The sequence below is a fragment of the Symplocastrum torsivum genome (genome assembly GCF_059505465.1).
The window spans coordinates 39,412-66,211 of record NZ_JCACKQ010000126.1 but is presented as its reverse complement, the minus strand read 5'-3'; the positions used below and the strand labels follow the sequence as shown (position 1 = coordinate 66,211).

The window sequence follows — 26,800 nt, the reverse complement described above, 5'->3', positions numbered from 1 at the left end:
AAGAAGACACTATAAATTGCTTTTTTATTGTTTTCTGGGTCTGAGCCTAGTCATTTTAGGTTCAGGCGCTTTTCTCTACTATCAGTTCTTACAAGCTGCTGGAGAGAGGCATTCAACCAACTATAAAATTTATAGTCAAGCACTTTTTAATCAGCCTAGTTATTATCCTCTAAATCAACCGATTTCATCTCGTCACTATCAACCAGTAGGAACCTGGACGGGACGCTTGATTTTACCAACAAAAGAGCAACGCCAAACGGTTAATGGTGTTCTCTTTGAAGTTCATCATGCGGATACTGCTCATCAGAATTTAGTAGGAACGATAGTGAACTTGAGGTGGAGCAATGATGCAGAGGTGCAAGATTATGTGCAGGCAGTCACCCAAGATGTTCGCTTCAACCAACAAACGCAAGACAGTAAAAACCAAGGAAACTTGCATCCCGATCGCTTAAATAATTGGCTGCAAGTTGACCCCTTGGAATCACTGGCTGGAGCAAGACCTGATGATAATGTGATGGTAATGCTGAAAGCGCCAACTGTTGTACAGGAAACAGGCAGTGAGCGCCCAACATTGCTCCTGAAAAACGAACCGATCCAAATTACAGGTCGTTATTACGGCTTAGTGACGATTACTGAGCCGCAGATTAAGAGTTCTGATACATTTTTAGTGCGTCACTTTAACCCAAATTCAAAGCAATTTGATGGTTCCGAAGAGATGATTCGGATTCCGCAAGTTCCAGCAGATCGGCGTGGAGTATTCCGCTCTAAAAACCAAGGTTTAGAAAAATCACCTTTTAACTCAAGTGGCTGGTATATTTATGGCGCTAAAGATGCCGATGGCATTTTTGTGACACAAGCGATCGCACCTCGCTCCCTATTACAACTCCAGCCCGATGAAATACGCTTGGGAAGAAAAGCGGCAGTTAACTACATTAACAAAAAATACTGGCGAGGCACCCAGGCACAAAAGGGCAAAGCGAAAACCCTTCTCCTCGACCCAACTACGAAACAAAGCAAGCAAGCGCTATCTCAATGGCGAGAAGGAGACCAAGCAATTGTCCTGCATACCTTTGGGGGCATAGGTGGGAAAAAAGCAGAATCGGCTCCCCTTGGTGTAGTCACAGGTCATTTTGCCTATGGACTAGCCAGTGTCGTGCGGGAACCCTTGACCCAAGAATTACGCTTTGACATTGAATATCAACAAGTTTACGCCCATAACCCGGATGGTATTGTTTCTGGGACAATCTCATGGTCAGGTTACATGGGCGATTTGCAACGGGGTTGGTTGGGCAATCGCCCGGTTTCGGATATTCTAATCAAACTGGATGCGGTGACTGAAGATTACAACTTTGACGGCATCATAGTGTCACCTCTAAAAGAATTTACTCGCCAGATGGATATCATGATGGCGCGTTACCGGATTGGAGATGGTACAGGTGTTGCCATCGTGAAACCAGCTACCTCTTGTGTCCAGGATGCTAACCAGGCACTATATGCAACTATTAAGCGAATTGAGGCGGCAATCCAAACTAATCCTGATATTCAAGATTGGCTCCAGCGTTATCCCGATCACTCTCAAACTCGACGTTTTGGGAAGTTGGTGAAGTTAGGGCGATCGCTAGAGCGTCAACTGGTGCCACTGGGGATTGTGCGCTCTGATTGGCGCAAAAATGCTCAACTGCTTGCAGGAACTCAATCAAAAACAAGCTCTGCAAGTAATTTCTTGGCGGCATTGACGACTTGGCGAACGGTACTACCACGACGAGCACACGATGAAATTGCCACAACTTTTCTCAAGAATGGAGCGTCTATGTGGTTAATCCGCACAAATCAGGTAGGTGGATTCGACTCAGATATTGAGCCACTTGCCCCTACTGCATTATTCGGTCATCGTGTTCATTGAGCTTTTATCGTGTTGGTGTCTCCTCTCATTGGGTACAACAGCTAGACGAGAGTGAGTAACATTTGCTATCGAAAAGTCCGCTGCTAATCCTCACAAGGTCAGACTTAAACTTCATCAGGATTGATGCCCAATTGCCGTAGCTTCTGGCCCAGTCGATCGGCGCGTTCTGCACCTGTGGAAATGACTTGTCCATCGCGATCGCACCAGCGCAACCACAGCCTAGTCACTGCCTCTTCAAACTGCCCTTCCCACAGCGTTAGCCCCAAGCCAACGGTTTCCAACCAAACAGACTGCCCCACTTCGACAATCCCCTCGACTGGTGTGAGTTCCACATACCGTCCTGATGTTAGTGTCCAGACTCGTAGCAGCGCCCTATTCATCTCACGCTCACCCTGAATCTGCCGCAGTGGATCGAACACCACATAGTAAGGGACACCAATCTGAGCATAAATGTCTTTCTTGCAAACTTCCTTGCCCTTTTGTTGCGATTTCTGGCTCAGGGTTAACTCATCGCCTTCCTGATTCGACACGATCTCAATGCAGACATCGGGGACTTTGCCAAACTCCCAAACGAAATAGGAGCGATTTCGCCTCTGAGATAAATCCTCGGCACGTTGCACCCCTAAACTGAGCAGAACATCAGGAACAATTGGATCGTCCTTCAACTTGTAGAACAATCCCACATTTGCAGCCGCTAAAAAAGGGGACGGCAGTGCTTTAGAACTATAAACAGGTTCCACCAGTAACCGTTGCTGTTCAGATTGAAAATTATCCATAGGGGTATCGTCCTCGATGACAAGGTGGCTAATGTCAAGCTTGGTGACGATTTCTTCCGAATAGTCTTCTGTATTGAGCAGTTGTTGAGTCATGAGCAGCAATCAGAACCCGACAATTTATTATCGTCTAATTAGCTAGAACCGATGACGGCACAAGAGCGGGAACTGGGGCGATCACTTAAGTCAATTTCGAGCTTGTTTTTGAAAATTATCGATTAAGCAAAACACCAAGTTGAATGTTCAACAGCTTATTAAAGGTAATCCTTCAATTCCAACTTCGAGACGCACGACTTGGGCAGGCGCAATACCTGTTGGTAAGGGTAGGGACATCCCGCCATTGGTGACAACATAAATGCCTGTACGATCGCCTTCCACTCGACCAAACGCCAATGCTGTGCTGCCCGTCATTCCTTGTTCGGCTTGGGCGATCGCACTCACCTTACCATCTGGTGTAATCTTCACCACGCTGTTGTAGATGTGAGTTGTGCCGTAGAGATTGCCAACGCGATCAAAGGCAAAATCATCAATATTGACTTGACTAACAAATATCTCCGGTTCCCCAGGCTGACGGTTAGCCTGAATGGGAATGCGGACAAGCTGCTGTTTTTGTGTATTTGAGGCATAAAGCACATCATCAAAACGCTTCAGACCATTTACCGCAGGAAACTCCTGATCCGGGGAGGTTCGCGCCAGGAGAGGATGTTCTAACCAAATACGAATAGTTTTTTGCCTTGCGTTTAGTTCCCAAATCGCGCCCCTGTAAGAGTCAGCAATTAAGTAGTAATCTCCAGTTAGATGAGTCAATCCATTCAAAAACATCGCCTCTGGGACGGATAGGAGCGTATCTACTACACCTTGAGGAGAAATTTTGAAAATGGTGGAGGTTCCCTGTTCATCCCAGCCTGTTAGTAGTAAATTGCCATCTGGGGTAAAGGCAAGTCCTGTTGCTTTGCCGCTAACCTCGACGTGGATAACTGGTATTTTGTCTGCACCAATACGAATCACCTTGCCCTCAAAGTGATTTGTAATAAACAGTGTGTTGTCAGAGGCGATCGCAATACTTTCCAAAAACGTGTTCATCGGGAAGGCAGCAATCTGCTGACTCGGAACCAAATCGACAGGCGTATTTTCAAAAATTGGAGGCAGTCCGGCTGGAGTCGGCATGAATTTAGCCCTTACCATATATGATGACAACATCTGTAGAATAAGCTTCTAAGCGGCTCCACATCTAGGCAAGCACTAGCGTTGTTGATAAAAATTTTGTGGGATGGGCATCTTGCCCATCCCAACTATGTAACTTAAATGTGGAATAGCTTACCTGTCTGTTTTACCAAGGTTTCAAGTTCGTCTAGCTCAGACATCGAACTTGCAGAACTTGTGAAACTCTCGCTAGCTTGACTGAACTTCTGGGTACCTAGCTGACTCTCATCTCACAAGCTGTGTCAATGCCTTATCTCATGCGATCGCGTTTGGTCTTGGAACCAGAACACACCCTTTTACGTCTACAGCGAAAAAACTAATCCTTAAAACTAGCATTTATTTGCTAAAAATACATCTTATCTTTACAACATTTTGAGCAAATTCTCCTGATCCAAGGCACTAGCACAAGAAGATTGGTTAGTAAAAGAACTGAGAACTCTGATTGAGTCGTGCAGAAATAATTTACCTGTTTAAGGGGACGCGGCAACATGGAGAGTTCTTTTTTACCTTTCCTATCGTTAACTGTCTGCTGAAATCGGTAACGTATTGTCTTGCGATTCCTCTCACGTCCTCAGGCGCTATGAAGTTGCAGGAAAAGGATGAGTAAACAATTATTGAGTGTGGTCATGACCTTACCTATGGTGATTGTCGGGGTAGGTCTACATTTCGCCAATATTCCGCTCAACAATTTAGTAAATCTTCAATTTACTAGACAAAGTGCGAGAATTTCTCAGGTTACACTCGATAGTCAGGCATCTTCACCAATTCTCCAGGCAGCCAGGGATGAACAAAATAAGGAGTGTCAGCTACTAGGCATCTGTGACGATAGTAGTAGCTAGGATGTGATTACTGATGGGGCATCTTTTTTTCTGCATAAGCTTTTTGAGCGGGTTGCTATTTTCTCTTGAGGGTAAAACAGCGAGAGAAGACTGTAACATCTGCCATCAAAAAGTCACATGCAATTAACCGAAATAAAGAAGGAAGATGACTTCTTATGGGACTCGATCTACCAAGATTTTATAAAGCCTGTAATCCTAGTAAGCCTCTCACCGTTGGTGAGCAGGAAGATCGGCAGTACTATATTGATTTTTCTTCGGTTAGAGGAAGTAAAATCATTGAATCATTGAAGCGGACAATCACGCTCATTTCACCGGATGAGCCGACTTGTCAGCTATTTACAGGACATATAGGCTGTGGGAAATCTACCGAGTTGCTCAGGCTAAAAACCGAGTTAGAGCAACAGGGATTCCATGTCGTTTATTTCGAGTCTTCTCAAGACTTAGACATGGCTGACGTTGATATTACCGATATCTTACTCAGCGTTGCGGGTCAAGTTAGTGAAAGTCTCGAAGCGATAAAAATCAAGCTCAAACCGGGCTACTTTGCCAATCTTTTTACCGAGATTGCTGATTTTTTGCAAACGCCAATCGATTTGGAAGCGCAAGCAGAACTATCGGTGGGGATTGGTAAAATTACCGCCAAAACAAAAGAAAGTCCAAAGCTTCGCCGTCGGTTGCGGGAATACCTGGAGCCTCGCACGGGTGGGATTTTGGAATCGATTAATGAAGAACTACTTGAACGTGCAACTACTGAATTAAAGCGGCGGGGTAAAGCAGGATTAGTCGTGATTGTCGATAATCTGGATCGGGTTGATGTACGCCCTCTTCCTTCGGGGCGATCGCAACCAGAATACTTGTTTATTGACCGGGGGGAACAACTACGAAAACTCAATTGTCACGTCGTCTACACGATTCCCCTGGCATTAATTTTCTCAAATGATTGTGAAACGCTCAAAAATCGCTTGGGTGGTGGACTAACTCCCAAAGTTTTACCAATGGTGCCAGTCCGACAACGGGATGGTGAGGAGTTTCAGCAAGGGATGAATCTACTGCGGCAGATGGTGTTGGTGCGAGCCTTCCCCAACGCGCCAATCAACCAACAGCCAGAGTTGATTACACAGGTTTTCGATCATCCAGAAACCTTAAATCGCCTCTGCCGTGTCAGTGGAGGTCATGTGCGGAACTTGTTGGGGCTACTATTTGATTGCCTGAGACAAGAAAGCCCACCTATCCCTCGTGAGTGCTTAGAAAGCGTGATTCGTGAACGCCGGGATTACCTGACTTCATCAATTACCGATGATGAATGGGAGTTGCTGTTTCAGGTCGTACAACATCAAACTGTAAGAGGGGACACGCAATACCAAACCTTGCTACGAAGCATGATTGTTTTTGAATACCGCGACCATCAGGGGTCTTGGTTTGGGATTAATCCGGCTTTAGAAGAGGCGCAAAAATTTCAATTATGGTTGAAACACAGCGATCCGAAGACGTTGCCGTATATAACGAACGATCTTTAAGGGCGCTTGATAGGGCGATCGCACTTTCACTAGGGGAATTTTCTCTAGTGTTAGTGCGTTGCAACTACAAACGTCTGCGCGATCGCATGGTGCGTCGTTTGCGGGAACTTGCGGAAAACCGATACACGATTCGCGAGTTAACGCTACCTGAAACAGTCACAACCCTCTACACCACCATTCAAACCTACGGGCATGGTATGTGCCCGGATAATGAACCTTGTCCCGCCTTGTTCGTCTTAGGCATAGAGTCTGTCGTTGCGCTTGATGATTTACTGACATCCAGCAATCAAGTGCGTGATGAGTTTCGCAAACGGCTACCTTTCCCCTTGGTGTTGTGGGTAAATGACGAGGTACTTGCCTCGATAGTGCGGTTTGCGCCTGACTTCGCGAGTTGGGCGGCAACACCAATTCGCTTTGAAATCGCAACAACTGAGTTAATTGATTTCCTGCGGCAAAAGGCAGATTCGCTGTTCAATACTGTCCTCGGTGCTGAGAGTGGGAGATACGCCCCTTGGCGCGTTTGTACTCACCATTCCACCCTCAATTTGGCAACGGGTTGCCGTTCTCGCTTAGAACTCGATTCTGCCCTCAGGGATTTACAAAGCCGCCAACACGTCATCAATCCTCAACTCGAAGCCAGCCTGCAATTTGTCTTTGGGCAATATGACTATGCCAGTGACTTCATCGATTCTGCTTTTGCTCATTACCAACAAAGCTTAAGATTTTGGCGAGCGAGTAACAATCTAGAGCGGCAAGGAGTTTTGCTGTTCTACATGGGGTTGTGTCATTGTCGCTTTGCTGACTTGCATCGATCACAACGACATCGCAATTTAGAGGAAGCCTGGCCTTATCTCTTGCAATGCGTTGATGTCTTTACTCAGGCAGGGCGTCGAGACTTGGTGGCTCAGTTTATCACTCAACTTGCCGAGGTACTGCAACGATTGGAAGCGTGGGATGCTTTGCAAATCCTCTGTCAAAAGGCTGTCACCTTACATCAACTCTACGGCTCTAAAGTACAACTGGCTCAAGATTACGGCTTTTTAGCAGAGGTGGCACTGTCCTACGCAAGATGGGAAAACGCCCAAGAGCAAGCAGAACTAGCCCTCGAAATTTTAGGGGAGGTTTCCAGCAAGCCTATTGAGCATCAAGGCTTACACCGCTTTTTATTGGCACAGTTGTATCAATTATTTTTGGTGAAATCGCAGCGACAGCTTGATCAATTGTCACAAGCGTCGCACAACCTGGAAACAGCTAGTAATGAACTGCAAAATGCGATCGCTTCAAGTGATCATCGCTACGAACCAGAGCGTTACCTTCACTTATTAGAAGAGTTGCGTACCCTTTACTTTGAGCAAGGACGGTACTTAGAGGCATTCCGGCTTAAGCAAGAACAACGATCAGTAGAGCAGTTGTATGGCTTTCGAGCGTTCATTGGGGCAGCCCGCCTACAACCCCAGCGCCCTGTTACAAACCCAACCTTAGCACCCGTTGAGCAGCAAGAAATTGTCGCGCAGGAAATTGCTGCCTCCGGGCGTCAGCAGGATATTAACCGTTTAATTGAACGGATGAGTCGGGCTGACCACAAACTAACGGTAATTCACGGACATTCCGGTGTTGGTAAAAGTTCAATTGTTTCAGCAGGATTAGTGCCTGCGCTGAAGCATCGATCATTAGGCGATCGCATTGCTTTACCTCTTGTCCTGCAAGTTTACACCGATTGGGTTCGAGAACTTGGCAAAGGTCTAGGTCAAGCGTTAGATGATTATGGTTTGCGAGAAGGCGAAGAACCCATCAAGCTTAGCTTCAATGCCAGTCAAGATAACCCAGAAAAGATTAAAAACCTTCTAGAGCAGTTACGACACAACGCTGAGCGGAACTTATTAACTGTTTTGATTTTTGACCAGTTTGAAGAGTTTTTCTTCACGTCTACCAATCAATCAGAACGATTATTATTTTATGAATTCCTAAGAGATTGCCTCAATCTCTCCTTTGTGAAAGTTATCCTTTCTCTAAGAGAGGATTACCTACATTACCTACTAGAATTTGAACAATTTAACTTTGAAGTCATTGATAACAATATCCTTGACAAAAAAGTTCGTTACTCTTTAGGAAACTTTTCTCTAGAAGATGCCCGTTCAGTCATCCAAAGCTTAACCGAAAGGGCGCATTTCTATTTAGAAGAAGCATTAATCGCTCAATTGGTACAAGATTTAGCAGGAGAACTGGGAACGGTTCGCCCGATTGAGTTGCAGGTTGTGGGAGCGCAACTGCAAGCGGAGAACATCACAACCTTAGCGCAATACAAGCAATCGGGACCCAAGCAAAGACTGGTTGAGCGGTTCTTGGAAAAAGTTATTACCGACTGTGGTCCTGAAAATGAACATGCGGCTTGGCTAGTCTTATACTTACTTACGGATGAAAATGATAACCGTCCTCTGAAAACTCGTGCCGAGTTAGCGGTCGAATCAGCAATAGAATCCCAAAAATTAGATTTAATTTTAGAGATTTTAGAAAAATCAGGTTTAGTCTTTCTCTTGCCAGAAGTTCCCACCAACCGCTATCAATTGGTTCATGACTATCTGGTTGAATTTATTCGCCAGAAAGAGCAATTAAATATTCAGATAGAATTACAGGAACTACGCAAAAAAGACAAACAGAAGCAGGATGAAATTGAGCAACTCCGCGCCAAACTGCGGGAAAAAGAACTCCGTACAAAACTAGCGAAAGCGACAGAACAACAACGTAATACGGAAGATAAGCTCAATCAAGTTCTTACTCAAAGCCTCCGAAAAGCCCGTTTGGTTGGAGTCGCACTAGCAACATTGACAGTGATTGCTGGGGGACTGGGGTTGCGAAGCATGATTAGTGAAACGAATGCTCAATTGAGTGAAATGAGTGCATCCTCAGAAGTGCTAGTTTCTTCTAATCGAAAATTTGACGCACTGCTTAAAAGCTTAGCGGCAGGTAGAGAACTGAAACGCTCTTTAGTGGCGACACCGGAAACCCGAATGCGAGTAGTTACAGCTTTACAACAAGCCGTTTATGGCGTGAGAGAACGCAATCGCCTGGAGGGACACGCGGATTGGGTGAGTAGCGTCAGTTTTAGCCCCAATGGTCGGTTCATCGCTTCGGCAAGTAAAGACCACACGATTAGACTCTGGAAAGCAGATGGAACCTTGCTCAAAGCCCTATCCGCTCATAAAGATTGGGTCAACAGCGTCAGTTTTAGCCCGGATGGCAGGATGTTTGCGTCTGCCAGTCACGACAAAACCGTGAAACTGTGGAAGGTTGACGGCACTTTGATCAAAACCCTAACAGGGCATACAAAAAACGTTCATAGCGTTAGTTTCAGCCCAGATGGTCAGTTGCTTGCTAGTGCAAGTTGGGACAAAACCGTGAAATTGTGGAAGGCTGATGGTACTTTCCTCAAAACACTCAACGGACATAGCGATCGCGTTTTGGGGATAAGCTTCAGCCCAGATGGTCAGATGCTTGCCTCAGTCAGTAAAGATAAAACTATTGCCCTCTGGCGTCGGGATGGTACGTTCCTCAAAACCTGGAAAGCCCATGATGATGCGGTAATGAGTGTAAGTTTCAGCCCGGATGGGCAGACGCTTGCTTCTGCTAGTGCCGACAAAACAGTGAAACTTTGGCGTCGTAATGGGGAAAATGTCGAGACGCGCAATTTCGCAACCCTACGAGGACACATGAATTGGGTTCTCTCTGTTATCTTCAGCCCGGATGGTCAGCAAATTGCTTCTGCCAGTGCCGACAACACAATTAAACTCTGGACTCGTCAGGGCACGGTGGTCGAAACTTTAAAAGGGCATGGAAATTTAGTTCAGAGTTTGAGCTTCAGCCCGGATGGTCACACTCTTGCCAGTGCGAGTGCTGACAATACGATTAAGTTATGGTACTACGACAGTGAGCGGCTTAAAACCCTCAAGGAGCATAGTGCGCCAGTCAGTAGTGTAGTGTTCAGCCCGGATGGTAAGACCCTTGCTACAGCGAGTTGGGACAAAACCGTGAAACTCTGGCATCGAGATGGGGTGAATGTAGAAACGCGAAGTTTTGCTTCTCTCAAAGGGCATAGCGAGTCAGTCAGTAATATTAGTTTCAGCCCTAATGGTAAGACTATCGCTACAGCGAGTTGGGACAAAACCGTTAAACTTTGGAAACCGAATGGCACATTAGTTAGAACATTAAAGGGACATCGCGATCGCGTTACTAGTGTCAGTTTCTCACCCCATGGTCAGATGCTGGCTTCTGCCAGTGCTGACCATACGGTGAACCTCTGGAAAATTGATGGTACTTTGCTGAAAACCTTAAACAGTCACGATGCTGAGGTTTGGGGCGTGACTTTTAGTCCAGATGGTGAGCTAATTGCGTCTGCCAGTGAAGACAAAACGGTGAAACTTTGGAATAGTAACGGTGAGTTGCTCACGACATTACCGGGTCATAATGGGGCGGTAACTTGGGTGAGTTTCTCACCGAATGGCAAGTGGATTGCTTCTGCCGGAAGTGACGGGATGGTAAAACTCTGGAGTCGGGAGGGCAAGTTGATCACTGTCTTGAAGGGGCATAATGGCGCAGTGAATTGGGTGAGTTTTAGCCCAGATAACAAGTTGATTGCCTCTGCTAGTCAAGACCAAACGGTTAAGCTCTGGAATCGGAATGGTAGTTTGATTACGACGTTACAGGGTCACAAGGATGCTGTATTTGCAGTAAACTTTAGTCCTGACGCTAATGGTAAGTTACTAGCCTCGGCGAGTAAAGATGCAACCGTAATGTTATGGAATTTGGATTTGGATGATCTAATTGAGCGCGGTTGTAGTTGGCTGGATGATTATTTCAATAATCGCGATCGCGGGAGTGATTCCCTGCGCGATCGCTTGGCTTCACGCAGACCCTGTAAAGGGATTAGGATTCGGAGTTATTAAAGGAAAAAGGGCGACCCTGTGAGCCGCCCTTTTTTATAGGCTTAGAAGATCGGAAGAAGTCTCAAGTACGGTTATTCCTCTTCAGTATCATTAGCCCCATCGTCCATAAAGTCGTCAAAAACCACGTCTTCATCGTCATCTAGAACTGGCGAGAAGCTAGGCGTGACACCAAAAGCTGCCCGATCTTCCAAATTGTAAGCACGAGCTGTTCGGTCATCCAGCACCAGTGGGTCGTCTTGGTCTAGGTCGCTGGTATCAATGCGATCGCCATAACCATAGACTCCACTTGTTCCACTCGTATAGTCAGGGTCAAGTGTCGCTAGGGTTGGGTCTTCGTAGGCATTGTAGCCAGTTCCGGCAGGAATCAAGCGTCCAATGATTACGTTCTCCTTCAGACCTCGCAGCCAGTCAGATTTCCCTTCAATGGCAGCTTCTGTGAGGACACGGGTTGTTTCCTGGAAGCTAGCCGCAGAGATAAAGCTATCGGTGTTGAGTGAGGCTTTGGTAATCCCCAGCAGTACTGGCGTATATTGTGCGGGGGCACCACCTGTGATTGCCATTGCTTCATTCACCGTCTCAATCTGCCGCAGTTCTACGAGTTCTCCTGGCAGCATCGTTGTATCGCCGCCGTCATCCACCCGTACTTTCGAGGTCATCTGCCGGACAATCACCTCAATGTGCTTGTCGGAAATATCAATCCCCTGAGATTGATACACGGACTGGACCTCATTAACTAGGAAGCGTTGTGCCTGTTGAAGTCCAACTAGTGCTGCCTCGTAGACTCCTTGTTGTTCCAGCATGTAATTGAAGAAAATCTCTAAAATCTCATGCGGGTTAGGGGGTCCATCGGTCAAAGCTTGTCCTGTCAGGACTTTCTGACTATCAGAAACGATCGCATTTTGTCCAGGCCCAATTGGGTAATCGGCAACAACACCATCTGACTCAATTACCTTGATATCAACGGTTTCGTCTTCTTCGTAAACGACCTGAGTTTCACCAGGACGACGAGCGAGGACGCACGCTTCCTTGGGTTTACGAGCCTCTAGGAGTTCCTCAATTCTCGGCAAACCTTGGATAATGTCCCCTGTCTTCGCTCGTTCAAAGACCAGCAACACCAGGTTGTCACCCCGTTGCACCAAGTCGCCATTATCAATCTGCAACACGGCACCAGCAGAAACCCGATAAGGACGAGCAATTCGCAATGTTACTGAATCATCGCTGACCTGTACTACCTGTCCGGATTCTGGAGAAGGTGTTCCATCTGCCAGCAGGTCGGTAGCCACAACCAAGTGACCAACTTTAACCTTAGGTGCGGCGTTAGTCGGGACTGTGATGCGGTCTGCATCGCGGACAATAAGTACCCGGCGAATTGCTTCAGCACCCTCTCGGATACCTCTGACTTCACCCGCTTCCTTACATTGGATCTCAGTTTTTGCTACCACATCTCCGGGTGCAATTTCATCCCCATCGGAAACCAGAAGCTGTGTTGAGGTGCTGCCACCTAATGGGTCAGCCGCTGTGTCGCGACGAATTACCAAAGATTCGAGGATAACGAGTTGTAAGCGCATATCCTCAGAGTCTTCAGCACTGACCAACTCAATGTCTGCGCTTAGCTGAGAGGAACCCGTATGTTCAAGTGCAGAAGACTCCTGAGTCATTTCTAACACCAACTGGGTGCGAAGCAACTCTAGCCCTTCTACAGACTTCACCCGCTCTCCATCTTTGTAAGGAAGCCGCTGAATTGCCCGAAGTTCAATCCCTGTCGCCCCACGAGTCGCTATTGCCTCAGCACTATCGTCTCCTGAGCCTCTACTACTGTTAATTGAAGCTTGCGAGGGTACATCCGGTTCATCTGGCACCGCAAACTCGATCACTGGTCTCAAGATCAGCCCCATCCCTTCGGGGGTTTCTACCGCTTCCCCATAACGGAGTTCTGCGACCTCAAGTCCTGGTACCGCTTCTGTACCGGGATACACCAGTTGACCTTCTGTTGCAAAAGCGGCTGGGATTTCATCAACCAGATGCAGTGAACCTGGCTTGATGACAATTTCACGAAGAATGTCATTTTTCTGTACGACTTCCACAATACCTGCGGATTGACAGAAAATGTCTTTGACAACTTCGGTTCCGGCTTCTACATACTGACCATCTTCAACCAAGAGCAACGAGATATCTTTATTAACCTCGTGGCATTCTTCCGGAATCCACAGCAACGTGCCGCCTTTGACGACTTCGTAACCCTGCTTCGCCTTGCCGCGTTTAGCAACCTCTACCCCGGCATACTTAATGATGCCGCCCGTCTGGGTACGATACTGGTCATCAATGAGTTCGGCAACTACCTGATTGTTCAGCACTTTTGTTCCTGGCGTCGCCTTGAGCAAAAAGCGCTGATTATTGGTGGTGTGGATGACATACTGTTCACGACCACCGCTACTTTCTACCCGCACCATCGCTTGGTCGAGCAGCACAGAGGCGGTGATGATGTCAATCTCCCGCCTGCCTGGGGTAAGGCGGACGACACCCCCATTAACGGTGACTAACTTAGTTTCTGCGAGTACGCTTCCTGGCTGCACGGCATCCCGGTTTTTGACCACGGGTTCTGCACCAGGGGGTAGGTTATAAACTTCTCCCGATAAAATCCAAAGTAAACCACCCCGTTGAGCAATCCGGGTTGTGTTGCCTTGTCGGTCGGTTTTTTCCTCTGGCACCAAGTCAGCAAACAGTACTTCTCCAGCCAAGTCGGAGGAAACGTCTTTCGCTGCTTTTTCGGTGGAGAGGCGAGATTTATCCAATGCCACTTCTGCCAATAGCTGAAGTGCCTTAACTTTTTCCCCATCTGAAACGAGTAGGATAGAACCCGGTGTAACCGGGAACGTTTTTGCCTTTTGGTTGCCACTGCTCGGTTCTAAAATGAGATCACCAGCGACTTCAACCTGCTCACGCTCTTCTCCGTGGCGGGTTCGTACCCCTCTGGTTCGTAGACGCTTCGAGAAGCGTACAACGCCATCAATGGGTGCCTGCACCTGCCGTGCAACTTCACCAGTGAAGACACCACCCGTGTGGAATGTCCGCATGGTTAGCTGAGTTCCCGGTTCACCAATCGACTGAGCGGCAATAATGCCAACAGCTTCTCCCAAATCGACCATGTGCCCGTGAGCTAAGCTCCAACCGTAGCAATACTGACAGACTGACCGTGGGGCTTCACAAGTTAAGGGCGATCGCACGAATACTTCTGTGACTTCAGCTTTGCCAATTTCCCGTGCCAATTCGTCGGAGATATCCTGATTGCGATCGGCAATCACTTCTCCTGTTTTCGGGTGAACGACTTCTTTGGCTAGCACTCGACCTAAGAGACGGTCTTCGAGGGGAATCAAAACGCGATCGCCATCGGTCATCGGTTTAACCGTAACGCCCCGATTCGTACCGCAATCTATCTCCCGCACAATCACGTCCTGGGACACATCCACCAGACGCCGGGTTAAATAACCAGAGTCAGCAGTTCTGAGTGCTGTATCGACCAACCCTTTACGAGCGCCGTAGGACGAGATAATATATTCTGTTACCGTTAAGCCTTCTCGGAAGTTGGTCTTAATCGGCAAGTCAATAATTTCTCCTTGCGGGTTCGCCATCAAGCCCCGCATTCCCACTAACTGTCGTACCTGGGACATATTTCCTCTTGCCCCAGAGGTAGACATCATGTAGACCGAATTCAAGGGGTCAGTTGCCTGGAAGTTACGCACCACTTCATCTTTTAGCGCTTCAGAGGTACTATTCCAAGTATCAATTACCTTTTGAAAGCGCTCGACTTCTGTAATTTCACCTCGTGTATATCGGGCTTCGGTTGCTCGAATTTCCGCTTCAGCGGCTTCTAGCATCTCCCGTTTCACAGGCGGTACTTGCAAATCATCAACACTAATCGAGACACCCGCTTTAGTTGCGTAGCGGAAGCCCAAATCTTTAAGTTGGTCGGCAATCTGGGCACTACGAGCACTGCCATGTTTAGTAAAAGCCCAAGCGACTAGCTTTCTCAGTTGGCCTTTACCAACAACCCGGTTGTAAAAAACTGCGTCTTTTTGATCTACCATCTGCTTTAAAAATTACCAATAGGGTGATTGGGGAGCGAGAAATTGATGCTTGGGTAGTAACGAGTGGTTAAGGTTAGCGGATAAAACGTCTGCTTCCCAATCACATCCAACTCGCTACTAACCCTCTCATCAACTTTTTAGCTCGTCAGCGCATCTTGAATCGCTTTGTTGTAGACAATCCGACCGGGAGTTGTGAGGACGTATTGGGAGAGTAACTCTCCCTCAGCCGTTTCTCTGACTCGCCGTTCTCTGTAGACTTTCATGACAGTACCATCGCCCAGACGTTCAGTTGAGATGACCTCGTTATCTGGCTTTTCTGAATCTACGAGTCCGTCAAAGCGTACCCAGACATAAGCGTGCAAATCTACTTGCTTTTGCTCATAGGCTTTTACCGCATCGTCAAGGTTGGCAAAATAACGCTTCGTTTCTTTTGGATATACAGGGTTTTCGGCTGTCAGGTAATAGCATCCCAAAACCATATCCTGACTAGGGGTAACAATTGGCCGACCTGTTGCGGGTGACAGGATATTGTTGGATGCCAACATTAACAAGCGAGCTTCTGCCTGGGCTTCCAAAGAAAGAGGCACATGCACCGCCATCTGGTCACCGTCAAAGTCAGCGTTGAAGGCAGGGCAGACCAAGGGGTGTAGTTGAATCGCTCGACCTTCTACCAAAATTGGTTCAAACGCTTGAATACCCAAGCGGTGGAGCGTCGGCGCACGATTAAGCATGACTGGGTGACCCGCAATCACTTCCTCTAGAACATCCCACACACTGGGATCGCCTCGCTGAATGAGTTTTTTGGCAGCTTTGATGTTATTGACCAAACCTTGGCGAATCAACCGATGGATGACAAAGGGCTGGAATAACTCGATCGCCATTTCGCGGGGCAAACCGCACTGGTGGATTTTGAGTTTAGGACCAACGACGATGACGGAACGTCCAGAGTAGTCAACCCGTTTACCCAGTAGGTTTTGCCGGAAGCGACCTTGTTTACCCTCAATGATGTCAGAGAGAGATTTGAGGGGTCGATTGTTTGCTCCAACAACCGTGCGTCCACGCCGTCCGTTATCAATTAGGGCATCCACAGCTTCCTGGAGCATCCGCTTCTCGTTACGGACAATGATTTCTGGAGCTAGGATTTCCTGCAAGCGGGCAAGTCGGTTGTTACGGTTGATTACTCGCCGATAGAGGTCGTTGAGGTCTGATGTCGCAAAGCGACCACCATCTAGCTGCACCATTGGGCGCAAGTCGGGTGGGATGACTGGAATTACCGTCAGCACCATCCAATCCGTTTGAGAACCAGTAGCGATGAAGTTGTCAATTACCCGTAGACGTTTAATCAGCTTTGCCCGCTTTTGACCTTTCGCGCTGGCAATTTCTTCTCTAAGTTTTTCGCCTTCGGCATCTAAATTGACATCTTGCAATAGGCGTTGTAGTGCCTCGGCTCCAATCCCTACCTCAACGTTGGTCAGTTGAGAATCTTCGCTGTAGAGTTGTTCTTCAATTTCCAGCCACTGATCTTCGGTGAGTAGCTGTTTGTAGCTCAAGTTCTCAGCGTTACCAGGATTGAGAACAACGTAGGCATTAAAGTAGACAATCTGTTCAACATCTCGCAGGGGCATATCCATCAAAATGCTGAGGTAGCTGGGGATACCCTTGAGATACCAAACGTGAGCAACGGGTGCGGCTAGTTTGATGTATCCCATCCGGTGCCGCCGCACACGGGATTCGGTAACTTCTACACCACAACGTTCACAGACGATGCCGCGATGGCGTACCCGCTTGTATTTACCGCAATGACACTCCCAGTCTTTAGCAGGTCCAAAAATTCGCTCACAGAAAAGCCCATCCATTTCGGGCTTAAGCGTCCGATAGTTAATGGTTTCCGGTTTGGTGACTTCGCCTACTACTTGACCATTGGGGAGAGTTCTTTCTCCCCATTGACGGATGCGTTCTGGAGAAGCGATCGCAATTTTGACGTAGTCAAACCGCTGTTCTAGCTGATGTCTCATCAGTGTTTCGTTGTTTGTTTTTTGTTGTTTGTTTTTTGAAGAACTTGTTGGTTAGTCGTGAACGTTGTTAGTTGCACATCACCGTTGTTCCGGCTAACAACTAACAACGAACAACCCATAACTAATTAGACTTCATCCTCTTCGAGTTCCTCGCGGTTCAAGGATTCATACGTTGGTCGAGTTGGTGTCCGACGGCGGTCTGCATCTGCCATCAAATCAACTTCCACATCACGGCTGGTACCATCTTCAGCGTTTTCTACTTTGTGAACCGCAATGTCTAAGCCTAGAGACTGGAGTTCCCGCATCAAGACCTTGAAGGATTCAGGAGTACCGGGCCGGGGAATCGCTTTGCCTTTGACGATTGCATTTAGTGCTTCATTACGACCCTGCATATCGTCTGACTTCACCGTCAGCAACTCTTGCAGTGTATAAGCGGCACCAAAGGCTTCTAGCGCCCACACTTCCATTTCTCCAAAGCGCTGACCGCCTTGCTGAGCTTTACCACCCAATGGCTGCTGGGTTACGAGTGAGTAGGGGCCTGTTGAGCGAGCGTGAATCTTGTCATCCACCAAGTGAACCAGCTTCAGCATATAAGCCTTACCCACAGTGATCGGTCGGTCAAAGGCTTCGCCTGTACGACCATCGAAGACTGTGATTTTCCCAGGTTGTTCTGGGTCAAATGACCATTCCCTGCCAGTTTCCTCACTGGCTTGCTTCAGCTTGCCGTGTACTGTGCTTCGGGATGACTCTTGCCCATACATTTCGTCAAATGGTGTCAGCTTAAACCGAACGTCTAAGGTTTCACCCGCCCATCCTAGTAAGCATTCAAAGACCTGACCGACATTCATCCGGCTGGGTACGCCTAAGGGGTTGAGTACAATGTCCAATGCTGTCCCATCTGGCAGGTAGGGCATATCTTCTACAGGCAGAATCCGGGAAATAATCCCCTTGTTGCCGTGGCGTCCTGCCATCTTGTCGCCGACTTGAATTTTGCGCTTTTGAGCAACATAGACTCGAACCACCATGTTGGCTCCAGGGGGCAGTTCATCACCTTGCTCACGGGTAAATACCCGGACATCAACAACGCGCCCTTTCTCACCATTCGGTACTCGTAGCGAGTTATCTCGGACATCCCTGGCTTTTTCCCCGAAGATGGCTCGAAGCAGCTTTTCTTCCGGTGGCTGGTCAGATTCACCCTTAGGCGTTACTTTTCCAACCAGGATGTCACCTGCTTCTACCCAAGCACCGATGCGGATAATTCCCGTTTCATCCAGTTGACGTAGGGCATCTTCCCCAACGTTAGGAATTTCACGAGTAATTTCTTCTGGACCCAGTTTGGTTTGCCGCGCCTCAATCTCGTACTTTTCAATGTGAATACTGGTGTAAACATCATCGATCACCAGGCGTTCGCTAATGAGGATAGCGTCTTCGTAGTTGTAGCCTTCCCACGGCATGTAAGCCACCAGGATATTTTGTCCTAGCGCCAGTTCCCCGCCTTCGGTAGCAGAACCGTCAGCGATAACCTGACCTGTAACTACATCATCGCCCTCAAATATCAGAGGTCGCTGATTCAAACAGGTATCTTGGTTGGAGCGCTGATACTTCTGGATCTCGTAAGATATCTCACGACCACTACTGTCCTTGACACGAATCTGGCGAGCATCTACATAGCTGACTTCCCCATCCGTGCGTGACACCACAACCATTCCGGAGTCCCTTGCCGCTTGAGCTTCTAACCCCGTTCCCACTAAGGGACGCTCAGGTCGCAACAGGGGTACAGCTTGTCGCTGCATGTTTGACCCCATCAGGGCACGGTTAGCATCATCGTGTTCTAGGAAGGGAATCAAAGAGGTCGCGACAGAGATAATCTGTACGGGTGACACCGCCACATAGTCCACTTGGTCAGGTGTTGTGGTCGTGAAATCTTGCCGATAACGCACTGGCACAGATTCACCTAAGATATAACCCTCTTCATCCATCGGGATGTCTCCCGGTGCGACTCTTAGGTCATCTTCTTCATCAGCCGTCATGTAGGATGGCGCTCGGTCTTTGAGTACGCGACCATTTTCCACTGGGTAGAACGGTGTTTCGATAAAACCATAGGAATTGACTCGTGCATGAGTTGCTAAAGAGCCAATCAGACCCGCGTTTGGACCTTCTGGTGTTTCAATTGGGCAAATTCGTCCGTAGTGGGAGGGGTGAATATCCCGCACGGCAAAACCAGCCCGTTCTCGTGTCAAACCGCCAGGACCAAGGGCCGACAGACGCCGTTTGTGGGTCAGTTCGGCTAAGGGGTTCGTCTGATCCATGAACTGAGATAGCTGAGACGAACCGAAGAATTCCTTGATGGCAGCAACTAGGGGTTTTGGGTTTACCAAGGAAGCCGGGGTGAGAGTATCAGCATCGGAAACCGTCATCCGCTCCCGGATTATCCGTTCCAAACGATTGAGTCCGACTCTGACTTGGTTTTGCAGCAACTCGCCGACGGAGCGCACTCGACGATTACCTAGGTGGTCAATGTCGTCGGTGTTACCAATGTCAAATTCCAGGTTGATCAGGTAGTCAATCGCCGCCAAGATGTCTTGGGGGGTCAACACCCGTACTGTATCCGGAACGTTCAGGCGTAGCTTCCTGTTGATTTTGTAGCGACCGACTCGACCGAGGTCGTAGCGTTTCGGGTCAAAAAAGCGCGAGTCTAACAACTGCTGACCACCGCTGACTGTGGGTGGCTCTCCGGGACGCAGCTTGCGGTAGAGTTCCATCAGCGCTTCTTCTTCGCTAGGATTGCCTTCTTTATCCAGCGTTTTCTGATAGTAGTCTGGGTGCCGAAGCGCATCGATAATCTCCCCATCTGAGAGTCCCAGCGCTTTCAAGAGTACCTGAGCGGACAATTTGCGGGTTTTGTCGATGCGTACCCACACTAAGTCGTTTTTGTCGGTTTCAAACTTCAGCCATGCTCCTCGGTTAGGAATTAGGGAAGCGCTATAGGTACGGCGTCCGTTTTTATCGGTTTCAGACTTGTAGTAGACTCCAGGACTGCGAACGATTTGGTTCACAATCACGCGCTCAGCACCGTTGATGATGAACGTGCCTCGATCAGTCATCAGGGGCAAGTCGCCGATGAAGACTTCTTGTTCCTTAATTTCGCCAGTTTCTTTGTTAATCAAGCGTGTGGGAACATACATTTGGACGGCATAGGTGCTGTCACGCCGCTTCGCTTCATCTACGTCATATTTAGGCCGCTTGAGCTTGTAGTTTTTGCCCAAGAAATGCAGCTCCATCTTACCGGTGTAGTCGGTAATTGGCGAGAAGCTGTTGAGTTCCTCGATCAACCCCTCTTCCAGGAACCAGCGGAAGCTGGAACGCTGAATTTCTACCAAGTCTGGCAACATGTAGTTGGGGGCAGTGTAGCTCTGAGCGGGGGTGGTGTAAATCTGGTTCATGCGTCTCCTGTTACAGGTGAGTCAGCGTCGGTGATAATCCGAGCCAAGGGTAGTGCCCCGCTTACTGAAGCGGGATTCAATCCCAAAGGATAGGCGATACTGAATATATAGCTCGTTTGCTGCCAGACGATTGACTCTTCAAGAGTCAACAGAGGTCTAGCAACTGAGAATTTCAGTTTTTTGCTTGTATCAGCAACCAAATGATCGGTGGAAATGACTACTGTCTCAAACTATGAGTTCACTATTCAAAGAAAAAAGGATATTAAATGGTAAGTTTTACCAGTAACTAAGGTGATAAGTAAGCCTAGGGTGCGTTTGGAGAGAATGCAGTGGCAGCAATTTGGTAGGCGCAGGTACAGATCTGTTCATAGTAACTCTTCTTAATATTATTATGACGCAGAGAAACTTAATTGGAGCAAGCTGTGTCTTTAGGCACCGGATTTGGTATTGACAACAGGCTCATATGGGCAGGGTAAGACTGAAGAGTTTACAGGCATTCTGCGTAGTCTCTTGTGCAAGGGTTTCTAAAGAGACATTCCGCAGACGAGCGATAGACTCGGCAACATAGCGGACGTAGGCAGGTTCATTTCGTTTACCTCGCTTGGGAATGGGAGCCAAAAACGGGCAATCCGTTTCAATAAGAAGGCGATCGCTCGGCACCATGAGAGCAGAGTTTTGGATGGACGTAGCGTTTTTAAAGGTTACAATACCGCTAAAGCTAATGTAAAAACCCAGATCTAAAAACCATTGGGTTTCTTCTGGTGTACCGCCCCAACAGTGCATTACACCCTTAACTCGTCCGTTGTGTTCCCAAAATGACTGTAACAAGTCTCGCATCGCCACAGCAGCATCACGGCAGTGGATGATGACGGGCAAATCTAGTTCTTTGGCGATCGCTAGTTGCGCTTCAAATACAGCTTTTTGCTCTTGCTGATTTTCCGCTTTGAAGAAATCTAAGCCAGTTTCCCCAATTGCCACCACTCGCTGATCTGAACGCGCTAACGATAAAATCTGGCTTGGCATCTGAGGTGTCCATTTCTGGGCATCTAGAGGATGCAAGCCTACAGCAAATGAAAGCTCAGGAAACTGGTCAGCCAGAGCTTTAATACTATCTATCTCCTCCGGTTCAACACAGGAGTGTACCAATTGCACAACGCCAGCTTCGCGCCAGCGTTGCCGTACCGCTTCCAGATCTGACTGGAAGACATCAAAGTTGATATGGACATGAGTGTCGATCAGCTGCATCGGCACAGTCTGCTGTCTTTAGATTTTAAGGGCTTGTGACGGATAAGCAAGTCGGCGTTTGAGGGTAGATACTCCCTGTTTCCAATTTTGCATCCTCGAAGAGCGATTTTTTTTATAGACGCGATCTGCGCTAGCTCTTTCAGCGCCGCTCCGCTAACGCAGCAGCGCTTCGCTATCGCTTTTTGTAGTCTCGCCCTAACTCTATGATAGCTAGGGCAATAGCTTATGAGGCTGTGGACTCTTCTGCTGATGGATTGAGTTGAGAGTCTACCCGTTTGAGCGACCTTGCCAAATTAGATTTCTTGCGTGCCCCATTATTAGAATGCAGCACTCCCCTCTTTACAGCTTTGTCGATTTTGCTATAGGCATCAGCCATTCGACTTTTTACTTGCTCTAGTGATTCGGGAGTCTTTTGTTGCGCGTACTCGTCTACGGCGGCAAAGTATTTCTTCATCAGCGTTTTCACCGCTGACTTATAGGTTTTGTTGCGAACTCGATTACGTTCGGCGATATTTATACGCTTGAGCGCGGACTTGCTATTAGCCACAGTAGTCTCTAGAAAGCTTGCTTTCGATAAAATACAAAATACCAGACTAACAAATATAGCACCTATTTTGAATTAAAAGGATCACAACCCCAGAAAAATCCAGGTTAAGCTATAGAAGTGAGTCCGGGTACGATGCGCTCTCCTTAGTGGATGAGCTTGTAGACCTGGGACGGGTAATACCTAATGATGGGCACTCTGACTCCATGCTGCGAATCATTACTCAGCAGGCTGAGGCACAAACTGAACTGCGACGAATCTGCGATCGCCTTTCAGGAGCTACCGACGCCAATCGCACTCCTCAAGACCAAATTGTTCATAAAGAATCAACGGTGCGGGAAGTCCTCCAGGCGGTACAGCGCCAAGGAGACAAAGCACTCTTGCACTACACAGAAGAATTTGATCGGCAAATCTTGAGTGCTGAACAACTGCGCGTCAGTGGGTCAGAACTGGATGCGGCATACCAACAGGTGTCCAAGGAATTACTTGACGCCATACAGTTGGCGACGCGACGAATTGAAGCATTTCATCAGCAGCGCATTCCCAAGTCTTGGGTGCAATTTGACGATGATGATGTAGTACTCGGCAAGCGCTATACCCCGGTAGATCGAGCAGGCATTTACGTTCCTGGTGGTAGAGCGTCCTACCCAAGTACCGTCTTAATGAACGCCATCCCCGCGAAAGTCGCCAAGGTTCCTCGGATTGTAATGGTAACGCCACCAGGCCCGGATAAAGCGATTCATCCGGCTGTTTTGGTGGCAGCTCAAGAAGCGGGTATTCAAGAGATTTACCGAGTTGGTGGGGCACAAGCGATCGCGGCTTTAGCGTACGGCACCGAAACAATTCCTAAGGTTGATGTGATAACGGGACCAGGAAATATCTATGTTACCCTTGCTAAAAAACTTGTTTTTGGCACTGTGGGAATCGACTCTCTGGCAGGTCCCTCTGAGGTGCTAGTGATTGCGGATGAATCTGCCAATCCTGTTCATATTGCCGCTGATTTACTGGCGCAGGCAGAACATGACCCAATGGCAGCCGCGATTCTTCTGACACCTGATGCCCAACTCGCAAAAAAAGTGCAAAAAGAAGTCGAATGGCAACTCAAAGACCATCCACGTCGGCTATTGACAGAAAAAGCGATCGCTCACTACGGTCTCATTGTCATTGTTGATTCTCTGGAGGTGGCAGCTGAACTGTCCAACGAATTTGCACCAGAACACTTGGAACTAGAGATTGCTGAACCTTGGGACTTACTCGAAAAAATCCGCCATGCAGGCGCGATATTTTTGGGTCATTCAACCCCCGAAGCTGTAGGAGATTACCTAGCAGGACCGAATCACACTCTACCCACCTCCGGTGCTGCCCGCTATGCCTCACCACTGGGTGTTGAAACCTTCATGAAGCACTCTAGTCTGATTCAGTACTCCTCGACAGCACTCGATAAAGTTTCTGCTGCAATCCAGGCACTGGCACAAGCAGAAGGTTTACCATCTCATGCTGATTCTGTACGCTTGCGGACAGAAGGAGATTTAGAGGATTAAGTCAGTAACTCATCCCACGTAAGCAAGGACGTGGGATGAAAGTGTTATTTGTTGTTGGTTATTGGTGATTTATAGCGGTTCTCGATCACAGGAAGCGCTATAGTTTATCCCTCAATCTGCCCACTGCTTTGCCCTAGGTGGGGAGTACGCCCTAACAGCCCTGTCATCAAGCGTAACGCTAGAGATTTAAAGGGATGAATGTTTTGTAGTATCCATAAGCCAAAGCGGCGAGTCGTTACCACTGGCAACCAGTTATTGGAAAACATTCGGTCAAGAACATCGGTAAAGCCTAGAATTGCCCAGTTCTCTAATTTACGCCAGCGTTCGTAGCGTCTTAATACTTGTACATCTCCAATATCTTCACCTTGCTGAGTAGCTGCTTGCAGGATTTGTGCTAGGGCAGCAGCATCCCGGATGCCCATATTTAACCCTTGTCCGCCAACCGGATGACAACAGTGCGCCGCATCACCAATTAGGGCAAGTCGAGGCTGGGTGTAGCGATCGCTTTGCATCAACTGTACAGGAAAGACAAATCGATCGCTCTCCAGTTCCAGATGCCCTAATAGCCCACCTGTGCGTTGTTCCAGTAACGCTAGAAACTCTGCCTTATCCAGTTCCTTTAGGGCTTTCGCTTCGGCATGAGGGGCTGTCCATACCACTTGACAGCGATTTCCTGGTAGTGGCAACACACCCATTGGACCGCTCGACCAAAAGCGTTCAAAGGCAGTATTGTTATGGGGCTTCTCAGTTTTAATCCTTGCTGTGACGCAAGACTGCCAGTATTGCCAGCCTTTGGTGGTAATGCCTGCACTAGTACGAATTTGCGATCGCACTCCGTCTGCCCCCACAACTAAGCGCGTCCGTAGCTGACGGTAAGTACCAGCCACCTTCACCTTAATCTCTACCCCAGAACCTTGATACTCGACCTCCTCAACCTCAGCAGGGCATAGCCAACTAATATTGGGACACTCTGCCAAAAACTCCTGTAACGCTGTCAGCAAGATGTTGTGTTCTCCCACATAACCCAGAGCATCCGTTCCTAAATCAGCAGGATGGAACTGTACAATACCTGCATGGTCACCATCCGAGAGCCGAATATGGCGATAAGTGGTAATTTGAGGCAGAATCTTATTCCAAACCCCTATTCCCTGAAAAATACGCCCTGATAGGATAGAAAGATTGTAAGCTTGTGGCTTGACTGCTGCTACAGAGGGCAGTTGTGCCTCAATTAACACTACGCTCAACTTAGAGTTTTTCAACGCACAAGCGAGAGTTGCTCCGGCAATGCCGCCACCGACAATTGCCAGATCATAATCAAAGCCCTGTTGGGTGCTTGGGGGAGTTTGAATCAGTTGTTCCAGCGCCATTGTCAATAGATTTATAAAAAACTATAGGAATATTTACTCTCCTTCATTGTGACGCTTACAGCTAGAGCGATCAAGTTGCGTGTTGCTGTAGTCAATTTCCTGTATATGCCGATTGGGGATTTGGGATTGGGATAAATTAAATCGGGCTTCCTCGCCGCGAGAGCGTCAAAAAACCTACACCCGTTAGAATCCCTGGTTCCCTCACTCCTCAGACTCCATGTGGCTGGAGGGTTCATGAGCCACAGTTTCGGTAGCAAGGAGATGGGGCTTACGGTGAAGGCGGATAATCTCGATTGTGCCCTTAATTGTCCCCGCGATCGGGACAGCGACAATCACACCCAACAATCCAGCAATCTGACCACCCATCAGTAAAGCGATAAAAATCCAGATAGGATTGAGTCCTGTAAACTGACCCATTAACTTAGGAGCTAGGAGATTGTCTTTAATCTGCTGCATGAAAATAGCTGTAAGTGCTACCCGAATCCCTAACCAAAAATTTTGGAGCATGACCAACAGGGTAACCAATGCGATGCCTAGGGTTGCGCCAATAAGTGGAATTACTTCAGCTATGCCAATCAGTAAGGCAAACAGTAGAGCAAATGGCACTTCCAAAATTACAAATGCTGGAGTCAGGGTGGCAAACATAAATAACCCCAGCAAGATTTGGCTGATAAAAAAATTCTGAAAATTTAGTCGCAGGGATTCGCCTAAGGGTACACCAATATGAGTAGGAAGTAAGTCTACTAAACCCCGCCAGAGGCTCTCACCATAGAGCAGCATATAAAATGCCAAGACAATAACTAAGACCGTATCTAAGAGTCCTGAGAGCGTTCCGAGGGCTAATCCAAGCACTTGAGTTGCCAGAACCTGCACTTGACTTTCAATGCGGGCATTGAGGCGATCGCTAAAGCCTTTGAGGTCAAGTGGTAAGCGGCGAGCTTTTGTCCAAGTGTCTAATCGATCAAGATTATCATTACTAGCTTCTAGCCAAGCTGGGATATTGTTTAACAGTTGGGTGGTTTGGTCAATCACCACTGGCACTAGAGTCATCCCTAAAATGACCAAAAGCGCCAATGTCAAAAGCAAAACAACAATCACTGCCTGAGTTCGAGTCCGACAAAGCCGCTCTAAAACCCGGACAGGGTAGTTTAGTAAAAAGGCGAGAATTGCTGCGATCGCGAGTACCGTAATTAGATGCTCAAAGTAGCGAAAGATTTGCGACAGAACCCAGAGATTAAGCGCCAAAAGTGGACCACTCAGACCAAGAACCAAGAGGCGTTGAAAGTCGGCAGGAAAGCGCATCGAGAACACCCTGTGGTAGCGGCTCATTGAGGCAGAATCATACAACTAGAGCTTGCAAGTGCAATTGAAAGACAATAACAACG

The 26,800-nt window shown here is 47.9% G+C and carries 15 protein-coding genes; 5 read left to right on the top strand and 10 right to left on the bottom strand.

Going from position 1 to position 26,800, the window contains the following annotated elements:
• Nucleotides 1-16: 16 nt before the first annotated feature.
• On the top strand, nt 17-1,903 hold the full coding sequence (locus AC5JL3_RS31610; protein WP_496078226.1) for an abortive infection protein: 1,887 nt from the start codon (nt 17-19) through the stop codon (nt 1,901-1,903).
• 104 nt (nt 1,904-2,007) lie between these two features.
• Here AC5JL3_RS31610 and AC5JL3_RS31605 read toward each other — a convergent pair whose 3' ends face one another.
• Both AC5JL3_RS31605 and AC5JL3_RS31600 read right to left on the bottom strand, forming a co-directional pair.
• Nucleotides 2,008-2,772, bottom strand: a complete 765-nt coding sequence (locus AC5JL3_RS31605) for a Uma2 family endonuclease (RefSeq protein WP_496078225.1) — start codon at nt 2,770-2,772, stop codon at nt 2,008-2,010.
• A 147-nt stretch (nt 2,773-2,919) separates the two neighbouring features.
• Nucleotides 2,920-3,843 carry an SMP-30/gluconolactonase/LRE family protein gene (locus tag AC5JL3_RS31600; protein ID WP_496078224.1) on the bottom strand — a complete coding sequence of 308 codons (924 nt, stop codon included), beginning with the start codon at nt 3,841-3,843 and terminating at the stop codon, nt 2,920-2,922.
• Between the two features lie 635 nt (nt 3,844-4,478).
• Here AC5JL3_RS31600 and AC5JL3_RS31595 point away from each other — a divergent pair.
• From AC5JL3_RS31595 to AC5JL3_RS31585, 3 genes are all read left to right on the top strand, one after another.
• Nucleotides 4,479-4,718 carry a hypothetical protein gene (locus AC5JL3_RS31595; protein WP_496078223.1) on the top strand — a complete coding sequence of 80 codons (240 nt, stop codon included), beginning with the start codon at nt 4,479-4,481 and terminating at the stop codon, nt 4,716-4,718.
• 155 nt (nt 4,719-4,873) lie between these two features.
• Entirely contained in the window at nt 4,874-6,235 is a 1,362-nt protein-coding gene (locus AC5JL3_RS31590) for a P-loop NTPase fold protein (protein WP_496078222.1), read from the top strand.
• Entirely contained in the window at nt 6,181-11,175 is a 4,995-nt protein-coding gene (locus AC5JL3_RS31585; protein WP_496078221.1) for a WD40 domain-containing protein, read from the top strand. Before AC5JL3_RS31590 ends, AC5JL3_RS31585 begins: the two co-directional genes overlap by 55 nt.
• 71 nt (nt 11,176-11,246) lie before the next feature.
• Here AC5JL3_RS31585 and AC5JL3_RS31580 read toward each other — a convergent pair whose 3' ends face one another.
• The 6 genes from AC5JL3_RS31580 to rpsT form a co-directional block, all read right to left on the bottom strand.
• Entirely contained in the window at nt 11,247-15,260 is a 4,014-nt protein-coding gene (locus AC5JL3_RS31580) for a DNA-directed RNA polymerase subunit beta' (protein WP_496078220.1), read from the bottom strand.
• A gap of 137 nt (nt 15,261-15,397) precedes the next feature.
• On the bottom strand, nt 15,398-17,275 hold the full coding sequence (locus AC5JL3_RS31575) for a DNA-directed RNA polymerase subunit gamma (protein ID WP_496078219.1): 1,878 nt from the start codon (nt 17,273-17,275) through the stop codon (nt 15,398-15,400).
• A gap of 125 nt (nt 17,276-17,400) precedes the next feature.
• A complete protein-coding gene (gene rpoB, locus AC5JL3_RS31570; RefSeq protein WP_496078218.1) occupies nt 17,401-20,718 on the bottom strand; it encodes a DNA-directed RNA polymerase subunit beta in 3,318 nt (1,105 codons plus the stop codon).
• Nucleotides 20,715-20,867: a hypothetical protein gene (locus tag AC5JL3_RS31565; RefSeq protein WP_496078217.1), complete on the bottom strand. Its 153-nt coding sequence runs from the start codon at nt 20,865-20,867 to the stop codon at nt 20,715-20,717. Before AC5JL3_RS31565 ends, rpoB begins: the two co-directional genes overlap by 4 nt.
• 310 nt (nt 20,868-21,177) lie before the next feature.
• A complete protein-coding gene (locus AC5JL3_RS31560; protein ID WP_496078216.1) occupies nt 21,178-21,963 on the bottom strand; it encodes a TatD family hydrolase in 786 nt (261 codons plus the stop codon).
• Between the two features lie 223 nt (nt 21,964-22,186).
• Nucleotides 22,187-22,510 (bottom strand): 30S ribosomal protein S20, encoded by a 324-nt coding sequence (rpsT, locus tag AC5JL3_RS31555; protein ID WP_496078215.1) that lies wholly within the window; start codon nt 22,508-22,510, stop codon nt 22,187-22,189.
• 203 nt (nt 22,511-22,713) lie between these two features.
• Here rpsT and hisD point away from each other — a divergent pair, with 203 nt between their 5' ends.
• Complete coding sequence (gene hisD, locus AC5JL3_RS31550) at nt 22,714-24,048, top strand: histidinol dehydrogenase (protein ID WP_496078214.1); 1,335 nt, start codon at nt 22,714-22,716, stop codon at nt 24,046-24,048.
• 104 nt (nt 24,049-24,152) lie between these two features.
• Here hisD and AC5JL3_RS31545 read toward each other — a convergent pair whose 3' ends face one another.
• Together AC5JL3_RS31545 and AC5JL3_RS31540 are read right to left on the bottom strand one after the other, a co-directional pair.
• The gene (locus tag AC5JL3_RS31545; protein WP_496078213.1) at nt 24,153-25,415 is read right to left on the bottom strand and encodes an FAD-dependent hydroxylase; all 1,263 of its coding nucleotides are present in this window, start codon (nt 25,413-25,415) and stop codon (nt 24,153-24,155) included.
• A 201-nt stretch (nt 25,416-25,616) separates the two neighbouring features.
• Entirely contained in the window at nt 25,617-26,744 is a 1,128-nt protein-coding gene (locus tag AC5JL3_RS31540; protein ID WP_496078212.1) for an AI-2E family transporter, read from the bottom strand.
• Nucleotides 26,745-26,800 lie beyond the last annotated feature (56 nt).